The organism is Vibrio clamense, assembly GCF_050337905.1.
Taxonomy (GTDB): Bacteria; Pseudomonadota; Gammaproteobacteria; order Enterobacterales; family Vibrionaceae; genus Vibrio; species Vibrio cortegadensis.
On sequence record NZ_JAKJTJ010000022.1, the window covers coordinates 210,679 to 227,395 of the forward strand.

Sequence of the window (16,717 nt, forward strand, 5' to 3'; positions counted from 1 at the left end):
AAATGCATTAACCCTTTTTGGTATTTACTTCAATGAACTGATTTGAACTTACGCCATTGCGCCTAATTCAGCTATTACTTCATCAGCCCATGATACCCATGCTTCGCGAATAACAAGGTTACGGCGAAGTGTTAGACGCTCTAAACGAGCTTGCTTATCTAGAGACGCTGGTGTTGCGTAGTAAGCCGCTTCGATCTCTTTGTAATGCGCTACAAGTTTACGAGATTCTTCAACCAACTCTATTAGTTGTGCATGATACGCTGTTGAAGGTTGTACAGCGCATGCCATCAGCTTAGCAGAGAACTCATCACGAACGGTTGGATGAGCGGTAGGTTGATCAAACCATGCACCAAGTGCACCACGACCAGCATCTGTGATTGAGTAAACTTTACGGTCGGGTTTACCTTCCTGCGGTTCTAAAACACATGTAACTAGCTCGTTCTGAGCCATTTTGTTTAGTTCACGGTAAACTTGTTGGTGGCTTGCTTTCCAAAAGTAACCGATGCTTGCAGAAAATTCTTTGGTGATATCGTAACCGGTTGCGTCGCGAGTACTTAAAACGGTTAAGATTACGTGTGGTAATGACATGTCTTCAATCCAAATGGTCAATAAACTAACAAATTCGCTTAAACTTCAAGAGTGCTTCTAATGGCACGTATTTGTAATTATGTTTAAGCGACTCCAACCTTATAAATAGTTGGTACTGTCACCTTGAAAAGCCGTTTATCACCTAGGTTGGTATGAGTACATACCAATAAGCTGCGGAAATATTTTGATTAGAGTGCTTTCGCAGCGGAGAGGTAGTATATCTAAATAATAAGCATAAAGTAGAATAGCCGGACAAAATAACCCAAAAAACTGACAAAATGCTCAATAGTGGAATTTAAAAGAATAAAAGGCCGCACATGGCGACCTTTTTGTCTCGTTTGTAGAGGTTTTAACTGCTATCCAGTGTTTCGCATTCCGGCTGCAATACCCGCAATTGTCACCATTAATGCCTCTTCGAGTTCAGGCTGTGGTGTTTCTGACTGACGAGTACGGTACAGCAGCTCGGCTTGAAGCATGTTCAATGGCTCAACGTAGATGTTACGTAAACGAATGGATTCTAATCCCCACGGGTCGCTTTGCATCAAGTTCTCGTTGTTCTCTACGTTCAATACCGCTTTGATATCTTTCTGCAGTTGCTCACGTAGACGATCACCCAGTGGAATGAGTGATTCATCCACTAAACGTTGGTCATAGTAACGAGAAATTTCGATGTTACATTTCGAGTAAACCATTTCCAGCATACCAAGACGAGTCGAGAAGAATGGCCATTCGCGGCACATATCTTCTAAAAGCGCTTGATGGCCTTTATCGATAGAGTATTGGATTGCTTCACCTGCGCCTAACCAAGCTGGTAATACTAAGCGGTTTTGGCTCCATGAGAAAATCCATGGGATGGCACGTAGACTTTCAACGCCGCCTTTCGGGTTACGTTTTGCAGGGCGTGAACCTAGCGGTAATTTACCTAACTCTAACTCTGGTGTCGCAGAGCGGAAGTAAGGAACAAAATCAGGTTCACCACGAACGATATGACGATAAGCCTCGCATGACACTTCTGACAATACATCCATCAGATCGTACCATTCTTGTTTTGGCTCTGGTGGTGGCAGAAGATTCGCTTCTAAAATCGCACTCGCATAGATATTGAAACTGTTGACAGCAACATCAGGCAAACCAAGTTTGAAGCGGATCATTTCACCTTGTTCAGTCACACGTAAACCGCCTTTCAAGCTTTTTGGTGGCTGAGACAATAGTGCAGCATGCGCAGGAGCGCCGCCACGGCCAACCGTACCACCACGGCCATGGAATAAGGTCAGCTCGATATCCGCATCTTCACTGATTTTCACTAACGATTCCATCGCACGGTATTGCGCCCAACCCGCAGACATGACACCAGCATCTTTAGCTGAATCAGAATAACCAATCATCACCATTTGGTGGTTTTGGATGAAACCGCGATACCAATCGATAGAGTAAAGTTGCTTCATGACCTCTTCAGAGTTATTCAAATCGTCAAGGGTTTCAAACAGTGGGCAAACATCCATGCGGAATTCACAGCCACTCTCTTGAAGAAGTAAATGCACGGCTAATACATCTGAAGCGGTACGAGCCATCGAGATCACATAAGCACCAAACGCTTCGCGTGATTGAGACGCAACGATTTGGCAAGTATCCAGAACCTCTTTTACCTGCTCTGATGGTTGCCAATCTCGTGGTAGTAATGGGCGTTTTGAACTTAGCTCATTCACGAGGAACGAGATCTTGTCTTGTTCGCTCCAGTGCGCGTAATCACCAATGCCGAGGTAGCGAGTCAGTTCAGACAGTACATCTGAGTGGCGCGTGCTCTCTTGACGAATGTCTAGGCGAACGAGGTGAACCCCAAAGGCTTTGATGCGACGTAAGGTATCGAGTAGTGAACCTCCCGCAATCACATTCATGCCACACTCTTGCAGAGATTGGTAACACGCAAACAGCGGTTCCCATAGCTCATCAACGTGCTCAAGAATCGCTTTGTTTGGCACCTCTTTACCGTTAATTTTCGCTTCAAGCACTTCGATAGTGTCTTGCAGTAGTGTGCGAATGCGTTTCAAAATGGCACGGTAAGGTTCGTGCTCATCATTCGCTAATTGACGAACGGTATCATTGCACTTGGTCATTGATAGTTCGCTGATCAGCTCTTGAATATCGCCAAGATAAAGATCGGCGGCTTTCCAGCGAGATAGAAGTAGAACTTCACGCGTGATTGAGTGAGTCACAAATGGGTTACCATCGCGATCGCCACCCATCCATGATGAGAAATGCACTGGGCGAGCATCAATCGGTAGACCTTCACCAAGATAACCCGTTACACGTTCATCGAGTTCACGTAGGAATTCCGGTACCGCTTCCCACAGTGAGTTTTCAACCACAGCAAAGCCCCATTTAGCTTCATCTAATGGTGTAGGTCGCTGTTTACGAATGACATCAGAGTGCCAACCTTGAGCGATTAATTGCTCTAAGCGACGTTCTGTTTTATGACGCTCTTTAGAAGAGAGATCGCTCAGTTCTAGTTTTGATAAACACTCATTGGTTTTGACCAGTTTATTGATCATGGTTCGACGAGTGATTTCTGTTGGGTGTGCGGTGAGTACGAGCTCAATATTTAAATCTCGAACAGCTTGCGCTGCATCTAACTTGCTAATTTTATTTTGAGTTAATTTTGAGAATAGCGAGTTAATGGCGTCGGGTTCACATACATGTTCTTCGCAGTGGCGTGAAATTGTATGGTATTGCTCTGCCATATTGGTCAGATTTAGAAATTGGTTAAAAGCGCGCGCTACTGGAGTCAGTTGCTCATTTGGCAGATTCTTGATCTCTTCAATAAGAGCGTCGCGATCGGCTTGATTCCCTGCTCGAGCGGATTTAGAAAGCTTACGGATAGTCTCTACTTTCTCTAGAATAATGTCACCATGAGCTTCTTGAATAGTGTTACCTAACAAGCGGCCCAACATGCTCACGTTGCTTTTGAGCGCGGCGTATTTTTCGTTCATTGTCATCCTGCCTCGTAAATTAATTACATCCATTGTTCCTTGTTAAGTACACAATCTAGCGAAAAGTGCTGTATGTAGTCAAATAAAGCAGACTAAGTTTGCAATTATTAACTGCAACGATGAAATGGGCTGGGAATTCTATTCATTTTCACTACTGAGGTGAAAATTTATTACATAATCGGGAGTTAGCAAGCTCAAAGTGAGATGAATACACTCACTTTGGCTTAAAAATCGAAATTATATAGAGGCAAATAATTTCATTAAGAGAAATATGGAAAGGTTTAGAAACAATATTTATGCATTGCCTTAGACAAAATATTAATTGTGGGATCAATAAAATCTAAACTAAGAAATTCGTCAGGTTGGTGTGCTTGATCAATAGAGCCGGGGCCTAACACCAAGGTTGGGCACAACTGCTGAAGAAAAGGCGCTTCCGTGCAGTAGTTTACCGTAGCTGAGGGGGTGTCACAGATCGACTCAACGCCAGCGATAAATGGGTGATCATGTTGGCATTCATAACCGGGAATGGGCTCATGCAAAGGCGTGATATCAATTCGGCCTGACCATTTCGCTTCAACCTCTTTAAGCGCATCTCGCAGTAAGTTATCTAATCCATCTAAACTGATCCCAGGCAGAGGGCGCACATCATAATGAAGTTCACAACAGCCACAAATTCGGTTGGCGCTGTCTCCTCCATGGATATGACCTAAATTGAGTGTTGGGCTTGGAATGGCAAATCCGGGGTGATGATACTCTTTGACCAACTTGTCACGCAGTTGCATTAAGGCAAACATCACTTCATGCATGATCTCGATAGCATTGACCCCTAACGCGGGATCGGAAGAGTGCCCTGAGCGCCCTGTGATTCGAATGGCATTGGCGACATGACCTTTATGGCCTCGGATAGGCACTAAGCTTGTGGGCTCACCGATGATGCAGTAATCCGGTTTGAAAGGGGCGCTTTCAGTAAAGTGGCGTGCGCCCAACATGGTGGTCTCTTCATCGCAGGTCGCAAGCACATAAAGAGGCTTTGTCTGTTTGCTCCAATCTACCTTCTTGACCGCTTCAATAATAAAAGCGAAGAAGCCTTTCATGTCAGCGGTACCTAAACCGTAAAAGCGATTATTCGATTCGGTGAGTTCGTGAGGGTTAAAGCTCCATTGCCCTTCATCAAAGGGAACCGTATCGCTGTGTCCTGCCAGTAGTAGTCCACCTTCCCCCGCGCCTTTTTTTGCAATGAGGTTGTGCTTGCCGGGTTCAACTTCGATGACTTCGACTTCAAATCCAATGTCTTTTAGCCAAGTCGCCAATTTTTCAATGACTTTTGCATTTCCTTCGTCCCAGCTTGAATCGGTTGAACTGATCGAGGATGTCGAAATTAGGCCTCTGTAGACCTCTATAAAACTGGGTAATTGCATATTATCTTCACTTCTACTGTTGACAGAAATTATATAAGACGGTAAAACACATATTAAAGCATTATTACTGAATAAAAAATCAATAAAAGCTGAATTTTTTGTATTAATAATCAGTTTTAAGATCGTCGATTACCTTAAAAATTGGATGTGTTGAGATGTTGAAAACCACAATTATCGGAGCTAGCGGATATACCGGAGCAGAGCTTGCTTTGATGGTTAATAAACACCCAAAGCTTACGCTAGCAGGTTTATATGTTTCAGCCAAGAGCGTTGATGCAAGAAAGCCAATAGCCGCTTTACATGGCAAGCTTTTGGGTTTGATTGATATGCCCGTTCAGCCTTTGCTTGATCCACAAGCGGTAGCGGCGGAGTCCGATGTGGTTTTTCTCGCGACCGCTCATGAAGTGAGTCACGATTTAGCTCCTATATTTTTAGAACAAGGTTGCCAAGTTTTTGATTTATCTGGCGCGTTTAGGGTGAAAGGTGAACGTTTTTATCAGGATTTTTATGGTTTTGAGCATCAGTACCCACAGTGGTTAGACAGTGCAGCTTACGGGCTAGCCGAGTGGAATGAAGCGGAAATCAAACAGTCTCAGTTGATTGCGGTAGCGGGTTGTTATCCGACCGCTTCACAACTCGCAATTAAGCCATTGGTTGATGCTGGTTTAATTGATACGACTCAGTGGCCTGTGATTAATGCAACCAGCGGTGTGACAGGTGCAGGGCGTAAAGCAAGTATGACCAATAGCTTTTGCGAAGTGAGTCTACAGCCTTACGGGATATTTAATCACCGTCATCAACCTGAAATTGCCAATCATTTGGGTTGTGATGTGATTTTTACTCCGCACCTTGGCAATTTTAAACGTGGGATCTTAGCGACGATCACCATGAAGTTAGCACAGGATGTGACTGACGCGGATGTTCAGCAAGCATTTGAACAAGCATATAAGGATAAACCTGCGGTTCGCTTGTTAGATAATATACCGAGAATTCAAGATGTAGAAAACACACCTTTCTGCGATATAGGTTGGAAGGTGCAAGGGCAACATATTATTGCTGTATCAGCGATAGATAATTTGCTAAAGGGAGCCTCTAGCCAGGCGATGCAATGTTTAAATATTCACTATGGTTTTAAACCATTAACAGCACTTGTTTAAGGAAGCACGATATGAGTCAAAACGAGCAGTCATTAGTAATTAAGTTAGGTGGTGCAGCCCTTTCATGCACAGAGACACTTAGCAAATTATTTGGTGCGATTTCCGCGTACCAGCGACGAGCTCAGCGACCTATCGTCATCGTTCATGGCGGTGGCTATTTGGTAGATGACTTAATGTCGAAGCTCAAGCTTGAGACGATGAAAGTCCAAGGTTTACGTGTAACACCTTACGATCAGATCCCTATGGTGGTAGGTGCGCTAGCCGGAACAGCAAATAAGCTGCTTCAAGGTCAGGCGGTAAAAGATGGAATTAATGCAGTAGGGTTAAGCTTAGCCGATGGCGGTCTATGTGTGGTGGAAGAGCTTAGCCCTGAATTGGGTGCAGTAGGTAAGGCAAAACCGGGTAATGCCAATGTATTACAAGCGGTGCTTTCTACGGGCGCATTACCGATCATCAGTTCTATTGGGCTTACGTCTGAAGGGCAGATGATGAATGTGAATGCTGACCAAGCCGCCGTTGCCGTTGCAGGCGCATTGGATGCAGAGCTTGTGTTTCTTTCTGATGTCAGTGGTGTGTTAGATGGTAAAGGCCATCTCATTCCGAGCTTGAATCATCAACAAGCTGACGCACTGATTACTGGCAAAGTAGTCACGGACGGAATGATTGTAAAAGTTGAGGCGGCGCTACAAGCAGCCAGTGATTTGGGACGACCAGTTGAAGTTGCAACATGGCGCTACCCAGACAAACTAGCCCAACTATTTGCAGGTGAAAACATCGGAACTCAATTTTTACCCCGATGAGTTAGTTTTTAATTGTTAATGACAAACTAACCACCCAATCAAAGAATTATAGATTTTATAATAAATATGGATATACCCCGAGGAACTGACCGCCAAAGTGCAGCCCGGGCAATAGGAGTAAGAACATGAGCAAAGTTAACGTAAATAAAGTAGTAGTAGCGTATTCAGGCGGTCTAGACACATCTGTGATCATTCCATGGTTGAAAGAGAACTATGACTGTGAAGTGGTTGCATTCGTGGCAGATGTGGGTCAAGGCGATGAAGAGTTACAAGGCATTGAAGAGAAAGCCATCGCATCAGGCGCAAGTGCTTGTTATGTTGCCGATCTAAAAGAAGAGATGGTCGCCGATTACATTTTCCCAACGCTAAAAACAGGCGCTTACTACGAAGGTAAATACCTACTTGGTACGTCAATGGCGCGTCCAATTATTGCGAAAGCACAAGTTGAGTTAGCTCGTAAAGTGGGTGCTGATGCGTTGTGTCATGGTTGTACTGGTAAAGGTAATGACCAAGTTCGTTTTGAAGGCGCATTTGCGGCGCTTGCTCCCGAGCTTCATGTTATTGCCCCTTGGCGTGAGTGGGATCTTGTGAGCCGTGAAGAGTGTCTTGATTACCTTGCTGAGCGTAATATCCCTTGTACGGCTTCGCTGACAAAAATTTATTCTCGTGATGCTAACGCGTGGCATATCTCGACAGAAGGTGGCGTGCTTGAAAATACGTGGAATGCACCGGATGAAGATTGCTGGGCTTGGACCGTTGATCCAGAACAAGCGCCAAACGAATCTGAGTACGTGACTCTAAAAGTTGAGAACGGAGAAGTTGTAGCAGTTGATGGTGAGACGATGACGCCATACAACGCGCTGGTTTATCTCAACGAGAAAGGGGCGAAACACGGTATTGGTCGTATTGATATTGTAGAAAACCGTCTTGTTGGAATGAAATCTCGTGGTTGCTACGAAACTCCGGGTGGCACCATTATGATGGAAGCGTTGCGTGCAGTAGAGCAACTGGTGCTTGATAAAAGTGCATTCGAATTCCGTGAGGAGCTCGGTGTGAAAGCATCTCATCTTGTATATGATGGACGTTGGTTTACTCCGTTATGTAAATCAATTTTAGCGGCAACGGAAGAGCTAGCGAAAGACGTTAACGGTGAAGTGGTGATCAAGCTTTATAAAGGTCACGCAACGGTGACTCAGAAGCGTTCTGAAAACAGCTTGTACTGTGAAGAGTTTGCGACTTTTGGTGAAGATGAAGTGTATGACCAAAGCCATGCGGGTGGCTTCATCCGTCTTTACTCACTGTCTAGCCGTATCCGTGCGCTAAAACAGGCAAAAAAATAACGCGATACCTAGGTTAGATTAAATCGTTAGAACCTAGAAGCTATCTTCTAGGTTCTATTTGTATCTACGCGGTATGAATTTTATGGCTTCTCATCACACACTAAGCCTCAACCGCGATAGAAAATATAAAGACGTAAACTCAATGGAGAAGAGCAATGGCATTATGGGGCGGAAGATTTACCCAAGCAGCAGATACTAGATTCAAAGATTTTAATGACTCACTTCGTTTTGATTATCGTTTGGCGGAAGAAGATATTGTTGGCTCTATCGCTTGGTCTAAAGCACTGCTTTCGGTCAATGTGCTGACAAAAGAAGAGCAGCAGTCTCTAGAGTTCGCTTTAAATGAACTCAAGCATGAAGTTTTAGAAGACCCGGCACAAATTTTACACTCTGATGCTGAAGATATTCATAGTTGGGTCGAACAGAAGCTCATTGGTAAGGTCGGTGATTTAGGTAAAAAACTTCATACTGGCCGTTCACGTAATGACCAAGTCGCGACGGATTTGAAATTATGGTGTCGTCAGCAAAGCCAGCAGTTGCTAATCACTTTGGATCGACTACAAGCTCAACTAGTGAATGTTGCTCAGCAGCATCAAGCGACCGTTCTGCCGGGTTATACTCACTTACAAAGAGCACAACCTGTGACATTCGCTCACTGGTGTCTTGCGTATGTTGAGATGTTTGACCGTGATTATTCTCGTCTGAGTGACGCGATGAAACGTTTGGACACGTGTCCACTCGGTTCAGGTGCGCTTGCGGGGACGGCTTACCCAATGGATCGTGAACAAGTTGCCCATGATTTAGGTTTCCGCCGAGCAACGCGTAACTCACTCGACTCGGTTTCAGATCGCGATCATGTGATGGAGCTTATGTCAGTTGCCTCTATCTCCATGTTGCACCTTTCTCGTCTGGCTGAAGATATGATTTTCTATAATTCAGGTGAATCTGGCTTTATTGAACTGGCGGATACGGTGACTTCAGGTTCATCTTTAATGCCACAGAAAAAGAACCCAGATGCGCTTGAGTTGATCCGTGGCAAAACAGGTCGAGTATATGGCTCATTAGCGGCAATGATGATGACCGTTAAAGCCCTGCCATTGGCGTACAACAAAGACATGCAAGAAGACAAGGAAGGGCTGTTTGATGCGCTTGATACTTGGCATGACTGCATGGAAATGGCGGCTCTCTGTTTTGATGGCATTCAAGTGAATGGTGAGCGTACGTTGGAAGCGGCACAGCAAGGTTATGCGAACTCAACAGAGTTGGCGGACTACTTGGTGGCAAAAGGAATTCCTTTCCGCGAAGCGCATCATATCGTTGGTGTGACGGTTGTTGCTGCGATTGCAAAAGGCTGTGCACTAGAAGAGTTATCAATTGCCGAAATGAAAGAGTTTTCTGCTGTGATTGAGCAGGATGTGTATGAAATTTTGACCATAGAGTCATGCTTAGAAAAACGTTCGGCACTGGGTGGGGTATCACCTAAGCAAGTGGCTTATGCGGTTGAGCAAGCACAGAAGAAGATCGATCAAAGAGATCTTCCTAACGGTAATTCGTAAGGATTATTTTTACGATTTTTCTATTGTTAAAGGTTTGATTTTATAGATTATTATTTAAAATTAGCAAATGCTAACAAATAAATTTTATATTTTTTGAACTAACTGAAAAAGCGGCAGTCTTAATTGTACCACTGCTTTTTCTTAGAAGAATCTAAGAAGGCCCCTAACCAATTTGGATTAGGGGCTTTTTTCTATCTGCGATCTGGGTTTGGAATGGGACTTGAATCTGCACCTGAATAGAGAGCTAAGCTTTCGGCCTACCATGATCCTTTTATTTTTTATGCTTCCTTTCTCTCCAAGGAAAGATCACATACTTCATCCATAAATGGAGAAACAATAAAGCATTAAAAGCAAACCCCGCCATGATCAATGTGACTGATTCAATACTGGTGGGCGCCTCTTTAAATCCAAACCACCAGACAATCCAGCATAGAACGGATAGGACGGTGAGTTGATCCATACAGCGTTGGCAGCGTCCGATTTTTTTCCAAAACCAAGCGCTTCGGCAATCATTACAAGCCATGGGTTCCGCTCAAGTGAAAGTAAGAACTCAATTATATTCCGGCTTTACCCTGTTGTCTGTTTGTCTGCGCTTTTTTCTTATCTTGCTACCGAGTGGCTGCTTTTTAAGAATAAAAAAACGACGATACCAAAGCATCGTCGTTTTTATCTGACAGCAGAGTGGTTAAGCCCCTGCGGTGTTAAAGCATGATGTTATTAACCGTGAACGGAATTATTAACCGCGAACGGTGGTATTAACAACCAGGGCCACAATCTAAGCAATGTTTGATCATCTCTGGACCTAAATGCAGTTTGGCATTTAAATCACGCAGTGCAGTACGTACTCCCTCTTCAATAACCGGGTGATAAAATGGCATATCTAGCATTTCAGATACGGTCATTTTGTTCTGATGCGCCCATGCTAATAGGTGAGCGAGGTGTTCTGCATTCGGTCCCATCATTTCAGCGCCTAAGAATCGGCCAGTCCCTTGTTCGCCATACACATGCAGCAGACCTTTGTTACGCAGCATAACACGTGAACGACCTTGTCCTTCAAACGACACTTCACCTGTTGCAAAGCAGCCGCAAGTCCCTAAGCGTGTGGTGATTTGTTTGTACGTTTCACCAACCATCGCAATTTGTGGATCAGAGAATACCGCTGAAATGGCTGAACGGCGTAGTCCCGCTCGAATATCAGGGAATCGTCCTGCATTATCGCCTGCAATACGACCTTGATCAGCCGCTTCGTGAAGCAGTGGCATTTGGTTACTGGCATCACCAGCAATAAAAATACTGCCGACGGAGGTTTGCAGTGTGTAATGATCGGCGGTTGGAACACCACGTTCGTCGAGTTCTATTCCTGTGTTTTCAATCGCCAACTTATCAGTATTTGGACGACGCCCTGTTGCTGCAAGTACGTAATCAACAATGAAGGTTTCAAGTTCGCCGTCATGGTTGATGAACTGGATTTCAACCTTGTCATCACCTTCACCCGTTGGCGAAGGAATGCGTTTCATGCTTTCGACTTTAACGTCAGCATCAAGGTAGAACTCCTCTTGGAAAGCTTTATTGGCGTAAGCCATCACTTCAGGATCGGTAATTGGACCAACTTGACCGCCTAGACCAAAGATTTTGGTTTTTACGCCAAGACGATGCAGAGCTTGACCAAGTTCTAAACCAATCACTCCTGGGCCAAATACGGCTACCGCTTGAGGCAGATCGTCCCAGTCAAACACATCATCGTTAATCACTAAACGATCGCCAAGTTCATTCCAAACGCCAGGGTAGGCAGGTCGAGAACCTGTCGCAATAATAATACGCTTAGCGTTGACTTGCGTGTGGTCATCAACAATTAAGGTGGTGTTATCGACGAATTTTGCGTAGCCAGAAATTTTATCCTCAGCTGGGATCTCATCGACGCCTTCTAGTACGAAGCCAACGAAACGGTCTCGCTCACGTTTGACTCTGTCCATGACTTCTCGGCCGTTGATCACAACTTTACCTTGCGGATGAATTCCAAAGGCTGGTGCTTTTTCGATTTGATGAACGCTTTCTGCCGCGGCAATCAGTAGTTTAGAAGGCATGCAACCAACACGGGCGCAAGTTGTGCCGTATGGGCCGCCTTCGATCATCACAACACTATCTGTGTGCGCTTTTGCTGCTCGGTAAGATCCAAGTCCTGCGGTGCCACCACCAATGACGGCTACATCAACGTTTATCTGTTTCATAATGAGTTCTCTGGCTGTTTACTTAACTTCAATAGAATGTTTTGTATGGCTTACCATGATGAATTGATTTCTGGCGACCGCTTAAGGTGAGCCAGAAACCGATTCAAGTTGTAAGCAATGCTTTAAAGTTATTAAGCGTTATTTTGCTAGATGCACTTCAAGCTCTTCGCTACCACCGATGTGTTTACCACCAATGAAAACTTGTGGAACGGTTGTGCGACCAGTGATTGCACGTAGGCTTACCGTTGTTGCGTCTTTGCCTAAAATAACTTCTTCATATTGAAGACCGTTATCAATCAAGTTTTGTTTCGCTTTCGCACAGAAAGGGCAGCCAGGCTTAGTAAATACCGTAATAGACTCTTGCTCTTTATGGTTTGGTGCAAGGTAGTTCAGCATGGTATCGGCATCAGATATTTTGAACGGGTCGCCAGGTTCGTTTGGTTCGATGAACATTTTTTCTACCACGCCATTTTTCACTAGCATGCTGTAACGCCATGAACGTTTGCCAAAGCCAATCTCGTTCTTGTCTACAAGTAAGCCCATGCCATCTGTGAACTCACCATTACCATCTGGAATGAAGGTGATGTTTTCTGCTTCTTGGTCAGCTTTCCACGCGTTCATTACAAACGTGTCGTTTACTGAAACACAGACAATTTCGTCAACGCCATGCTCTTTAAATACAGAAAATAGCTCGTTGTAACGTGGTAAGTGGCTTGATGAACATGTTGGAGTAAATGCACCCGGCAAGCTAAATAGAATGACGGTTTTATCTTTGAATAGCTCGTCGCTAGTTACATTTACCCAAGCGTCACCTTGGCGAGTTGGGAAAGTGACTTGTGGTACGTTTTGGCCTTCTTTAGATGCAAACATAATGTTTCCTTTCAATTTTCTTTAATGAGTTTGGAACGTTTTATTTCATCGTTCCGTTTTGTTGAAGCTATTATTGAAGATTTGCTTTGATAGTTCTAATCGTTTGGTGCTATGGTTTTGATAGATATTTCCTATCAAGTATGAATTCAAACAGGAAAACGGTTTTATGAACATTCGTGATTTCGAGTACCTAGTAGCTTTAGCCGAACATAAGCATTTTCGTAAAGCAGCAGAAGCGTGTTTTGTTAGCCAACCGACATTAAGTGGCCAGATAAAAAAATTGGAAGAGGAACTTGGCACAACATTGTTGGAAAGAAGCAGCCGTCGAGTATTGTTTACGGATTCTGGTTTGCAGTTGGTGGAGCAAGCGAAAACCATCTTAAATGAAGTGAAAACGTTCAAAGAGTTGGCGAGTAGACAAGGCGATGCGATGTCAGGCCCGATGCATATTGGTTTTATTCCGACCGTGGGGCCTTATTTACTCCCTAAGATTGTGCCTCAGTTGAAAGAGCAGTTTCCAGAGTTAGAGCTGTACTTGCATGAAGCTCAAACTCATCAGCTTGTCCGTCAATTAGAAGAGGGGAAGTTAGATTGCTTGGTGTTGGCTTCTGTTGCTGAGACGGCTCCGTTTAAGGAGCTTGAGGTTTACAATGAACCATTGAGTATTGCGGTGCCTTGCGATCATGAATGGGCGGAATTAGATCAACTGGATATGTTGGCGTTGAATGGAAAAACGGTGCTGAGTTTAGGCGATGGTCACTGCCTAAGAGATCAGGCGCTAGGCTTCTGTTTTGCTGCAGGAGCAAAAGATGATGAACGTTTCAAAGCAACCAGTCTAGAGACGTTACGAAACATGGTGGCGGCAGGGGCGGGGATCACCTTACTTCCTCAGCTCTGCTTACCGAAGGAAAAAGTGAAAGATGGCGTGTGTTATTTAAAAGCCGTTAACCCTGAACCATCACGTAAAATTGTTCTCGCTTATCGTCCTGGATCGCCATTGAGAAAGCGTTTTGAGCAACTCTCTTCTGCAATTGAATCTTGCTTACCTGAATTTGAGTAAGCGGGGGCGATTTTTGGGTCGCCGTAAAAAGAACAAAGCCAGTGAGGTAAATCATCACTGGCTTTGATTGCTTGGTTATTTACTTACTAAGTACGTTTAACCTGTAATTAGAAAAGCGCTTCACTCTCTGTTGAGTCTGAAGTTGAGTAGATATTGTCACCCAAGTTCTCTTCCACATAATCCGTTGGCTCTGTGCCTTTTAAGAAGTACTCAAACATGGATGAGCCATCAAACTTGTTGGTTAACAGTCCGGTTTCGCGGTCGATTCTAACGCGAACAATGTTCTCAGGTAGCTGCTTGCGTTGTGCTGGCGTGTTTTCTAATGCCACTCGCATGAAGCTCACCCAAGCAGGTTGCGCTGTTTTAGCTCCCGCTTCACCGCCACTGATTTGATCTTTTCCAAGGTTCTTATTGGGTTTTGATTTTCCAAGTTTACGATTGTGGTTATCAAAACCGACCCAAGCGGTGGCAACAATGCCTGGGCCATAGCCGTTGTACCATGCATCTTTTGAGTCGTTGGTGGTTCCGGTTTTTCCGCCAATATCACGGCGTTTAAGCGGCTGAGCGCGCCAACCGGTTCCGTTCCAGCCAGTTCCTTCTCGCCAGTTACCACCACCCCAAATGTTGCTGTACATCATTTCACGAACTAAGAACGCCGTTTGTTCAGAGATCACTTGTGGTGCGTATTTAGGTTGCTCTCCGTCAGGCAAGATATCTTGTTCATTGAACTCATTATCTTGTAGAGCGAGATCATTCGTGTCATTCGTATTGCTATCAGTTAAGCAATCTTGTCGGCATACGGTGGTTGGTGTCGCTTCAAAAATGACATCCCCATAAGGCCCTTCAAGACGATTAATGTAGAAAGGCTCAACGTAATAACCGCCGTTCGCGAAAACAGAGTAGCCTTGCGCCATTTTAACTGGGGTTAAACTGCCCGCGCCCAATGCAATGGTCTCTGAGCGAGGCACTTGGTCAATATCAAACCCAAAACGAGTGAGGTATTCACGAGTTTCATCTAAGCCAACATTACGTAATACTCGTACTGCCATGACGTTTTTCGATTGTGCTAAACCAATGCGTAAACGAGTTGGGCCAATGTACGTTGGTGGCGAGTTTTTTGGTCGCCATGCTGTGCCTTGGCTTTTGTCCCATTGGTTGATCGGCGCATCATTGACTAAAGAGGCAAGTGTGTATCCTTTGTCTATCGCGGCAGAGTAGATAAATGGCTTGATACTGGAGCCCACTTGTCGAACCGATTGAGTCGCTCGATTGAATTTGTTGTGTACAAAGTTAAAGCCACCGACTAAAGAGAGTACAGCGCCATTTTCTGGGTTCATTGCCACAAAGGCCGTATTCGCATTCGGCACTTGGCTTAAGCGCCATTCAACCATAGTGCTATCGGCGTTTTCTTCTGATGTTGGTTTCGAATCGGCTTGAGCTAACGTTACCGCACGAACCCAAACTTGTTCACCTGTCGCTAGAATGTCAGTCGCACTTTGTGGTGCTGGCCCCTGACGGTCGTCGGTCATGAATTTACGAGCCCAATTCATACCTTGCCAAGTGATCGTCTCTTCACCTCTGTTTTTGACCCAGATCGTTGCCGATTTCGGCTCGACCTTAGTCACGACAGCAGGAACCAATTCACCATAGGTTGGCTGTGACTTCAGTGATTTTTCTATTTGTTCAGTATCGAAAGCTGTTTGTTCTGGTGTCCACAGAGTGCGCTCCGCACCGCGATATCCATGGCGTTCATCGTAAGCGATAAGGTTATTAATCGCAGCCGTGTTGGCTGATTTTTGCAGTGTAGAATCAACGGTTGTATACACTTTCATTCCAGAGGTATAAGCCTCTTCACCGTAGCGTTCTACCATCCATGCTCGGGCAATTTCTGCCACATAAGGGGCACTGAGTTCAATTTCAGCACCATGGAACTTCGATGTGAGCACCTCTGCGCGAGCCGCTTGATACTGCTCTTGAGTGATGTACTGCTCATCTAGCATTCGCATTAATACAACATTACGACGATGAGTCGCACGCTCAACCGAATAGATAGGGTTCATTGTGGATGGCGCTTTTGGTAAGCCTGAAATGAGAGCAATTTCACCAAGTGAAAGATCTTTTAGCTCTTTACCAAAATAGGTTTGCGCGGCAGCTCCTACACCATAAGAGCGGTGTCCGAGGTAAATTTTGTTGAGGTAAAGTTCCAGAATTTCTTGTTTGGAAAGCAACTGCTCAATGTGGACTGCGATAAAAATCTCTTTGATTTTACGCATGATCTTTTTCTCGTTAGTTAAGAAAAAGTTTCGAGCGAGTTGCTGGGTGATGGTACTGGCACCTTGTTTTGCGCTGCCAGATGCAATCACAGTGATCGCCGCACGGGTGATACCAATGGGGTCAAATCCAAAGTGATCATAATAACGACTATCTTCGGTCGCAATAATCGCCTCAATCAGCTCTGGTGGCATCTCTTCTAGTTTCAGAGGGATACGTCTTTTCTCACCAAATTGAGAGATCAATTTGCCATCTTGGCTGTAGACCTGCATCGGTGTTTGGAGTTTTACATCGCGTAATGTCGCAACGTCTGGCAACTCTGGTTTCACGTATAAGTAGAACCCAAAAATTGTACTCACTCCAAGAATGGTGCAAATAAATGAAAATATGAACAATCGCTTTATGAACTTCACCGGATAATCCCTGATTAGTTGAGGCTGCC

Annotated in this window: 11 protein-coding genes and 1 pseudogene; 5 read left to right on the forward strand and 7 right to left on the reverse strand. The window is 44.7% G+C overall.

Features of this window, described 5'->3' with window-relative positions; genetic code table 11:
* Nucleotides 1-48: 48 nt before the first annotated feature.
* From L4C39_RS10300 to argE, 3 genes are all read right to left on the reverse strand, one after another.
* Nucleotides 49-588, reverse strand: a complete 540-nt coding sequence (locus tag L4C39_RS10300; RefSeq protein WP_429745724.1) for a PadR family transcriptional regulator — start codon at nucleotides 586-588, stop codon at nucleotides 49-51.
* A gap of 356 nt (nucleotides 589-944) precedes the next feature.
* On the reverse strand, nucleotides 945-3,575 hold the full coding sequence (ppc, locus tag L4C39_RS10305) for a phosphoenolpyruvate carboxylase (RefSeq protein WP_029203376.1): 2,631 nt from the start codon (nucleotides 3,573-3,575) through the stop codon (nucleotides 945-947).
* A gap of 281 nt (nucleotides 3,576-3,856) precedes the next feature.
* On the reverse strand, nucleotides 3,857-4,993 hold the full coding sequence (argE, locus tag L4C39_RS10310; RefSeq protein ID WP_113797215.1) for an acetylornithine deacetylase: 1,137 nt from the start codon (nucleotides 4,991-4,993) through the stop codon (nucleotides 3,857-3,859).
* Between the two features lie 155 nt (nucleotides 4,994-5,148).
* On the opposite strand from argE, the gene argC reads away from it, so the two are divergent.
* The 4 genes and pseudogenes from argC to argH form a co-directional block, all read left to right on the forward strand.
* The gene (gene argC, locus L4C39_RS10315; RefSeq protein ID WP_429745727.1) at nucleotides 5,149-6,150 is read left to right on the forward strand and encodes an N-acetyl-gamma-glutamyl-phosphate reductase; all 1,002 of its coding nucleotides are present in this window, start codon (nucleotides 5,149-5,151) and stop codon (nucleotides 6,148-6,150) included.
* An 11-nt stretch (nucleotides 6,151-6,161) separates the two neighbouring features.
* Nucleotides 6,162-6,950 (forward strand): acetylglutamate kinase, encoded by a 789-nt coding sequence (argB, locus tag L4C39_RS10320; RefSeq protein ID WP_429745729.1) that lies wholly within the window; start codon nucleotides 6,162-6,164, stop codon nucleotides 6,948-6,950.
* Nucleotides 6,951-7,075: 125 nt separating this feature from the next.
* Nucleotides 7,076-8,290, forward strand: a complete 1,215-nt coding sequence (locus L4C39_RS10325) for an argininosuccinate synthase (RefSeq protein WP_017052586.1) — start codon at nucleotides 7,076-7,078, stop codon at nucleotides 8,288-8,290.
* A gap of 155 nt (nucleotides 8,291-8,445) precedes the next feature.
* Nucleotides 8,446-9,825 (forward strand): annotated as a pseudogene (argH, locus tag L4C39_RS10330) (argininosuccinate lyase); the annotation flags it as partial.
* Nucleotides 9,826-10,117: 292 nt separating this feature from the next.
* Here the strand turns inward: argH and L4C39_RS10335 are convergent.
* The 3 genes from L4C39_RS10335 to L4C39_RS10345 all read right to left on the reverse strand — a co-directional run bounded on the left by L4C39_RS10335 (nucleotide 10,118) and on the right by L4C39_RS10345 (nucleotide 12,944).
* The gene (locus L4C39_RS10335; RefSeq protein ID WP_429745731.1) at nucleotides 10,118-10,369 is read right to left on the reverse strand and encodes a DUF3624 domain-containing protein; all 252 of its coding nucleotides are present in this window, start codon (nucleotides 10,367-10,369) and stop codon (nucleotides 10,118-10,120) included.
* Nucleotides 10,370-10,601: 232 nt separating this feature from the next.
* Nucleotides 10,602-12,074 (reverse strand): dihydrolipoyl dehydrogenase, encoded by a 1,473-nt coding sequence (locus tag L4C39_RS10340; RefSeq protein ID WP_429745733.1) that lies wholly within the window; start codon nucleotides 12,072-12,074, stop codon nucleotides 10,602-10,604.
* Between the two features lie 138 nt (nucleotides 12,075-12,212).
* The gene (locus L4C39_RS10345) at nucleotides 12,213-12,944 is read right to left on the reverse strand and encodes a glutathione peroxidase (RefSeq protein WP_429745735.1); all 732 of its coding nucleotides are present in this window, start codon (nucleotides 12,942-12,944) and stop codon (nucleotides 12,213-12,215) included.
* Nucleotides 12,945-13,110: 166 nt separating this feature from the next.
* Here L4C39_RS10345 and oxyR point away from each other — a divergent pair, with 166 nt between their 5' ends.
* Nucleotides 13,111-14,004 (forward strand): DNA-binding transcriptional regulator OxyR, encoded by an 894-nt coding sequence (gene oxyR / locus L4C39_RS10350; RefSeq protein ID WP_017052581.1) that lies wholly within the window; start codon nucleotides 13,111-13,113, stop codon nucleotides 14,002-14,004.
* A gap of 107 nt (nucleotides 14,005-14,111) precedes the next feature.
* On the opposite strand, the gene L4C39_RS10355 is transcribed toward oxyR, so the two are convergent.
* Entirely contained in the window at nucleotides 14,112-16,688 is a 2,577-nt protein-coding gene (locus L4C39_RS10355; RefSeq protein ID WP_429745737.1) for a penicillin-binding protein 1A, read from the reverse strand.
* Between the last annotated feature and the right edge of the window lie 29 nt (nucleotides 16,689-16,717).

Coding starts and splice junctions, on each gene's coding strand:
- L4C39_RS10300 (WP_429745724.1), bottom strand. CDS start 588: ATGTCATTACCACACGTAATCTTAACCGTTTTAAGTACTCGCGACGCA.
- ppc (WP_029203376.1), bottom strand. CDS start 3,575: ATGAACGAAAAATACGCCGCGCTCAAAAGCAACGTGAGCATGTTGGGC.
- argE (WP_113797215.1), bottom strand. CDS start 4,993: ATGCAATTACCCAGTTTTATAGAGGTCTACAGAGGCCTAATTTCGACA.
- argC (WP_429745727.1), top strand. CDS start 5,149: ATGTTGAAAACCACAATTATCGGAGCTAGCGGATATACCGGAGCAGAG.
- argB (WP_429745729.1), top strand. CDS start 6,162: ATGAGTCAAAACGAGCAGTCATTAGTAATTAAGTTAGGTGGTGCAGCC.
- L4C39_RS10325 (WP_017052586.1), top strand. CDS start 7,076: ATGAGCAAAGTTAACGTAAATAAAGTAGTAGTAGCGTATTCAGGCGGT.
- L4C39_RS10335 (WP_429745731.1), bottom strand. CDS start 10,369: ATGGCTTGTAATGATTGCCGAAGCGCTTGGTTTTGGAAAAAAATCGGA.
- L4C39_RS10340 (WP_429745733.1), bottom strand. CDS start 12,074: ATGAAACAGATAAACGTTGATGTAGCCGTCATTGGTGGTGGCACCGCA.
- L4C39_RS10345 (WP_429745735.1), bottom strand. CDS start 12,944: ATGTTTGCATCTAAAGAAGGCCAAAACGTACCACAAGTCACTTTCCCA.
- oxyR (WP_017052581.1), top strand. CDS start 13,111: ATGAACATTCGTGATTTCGAGTACCTAGTAGCTTTAGCCGAACATAAG.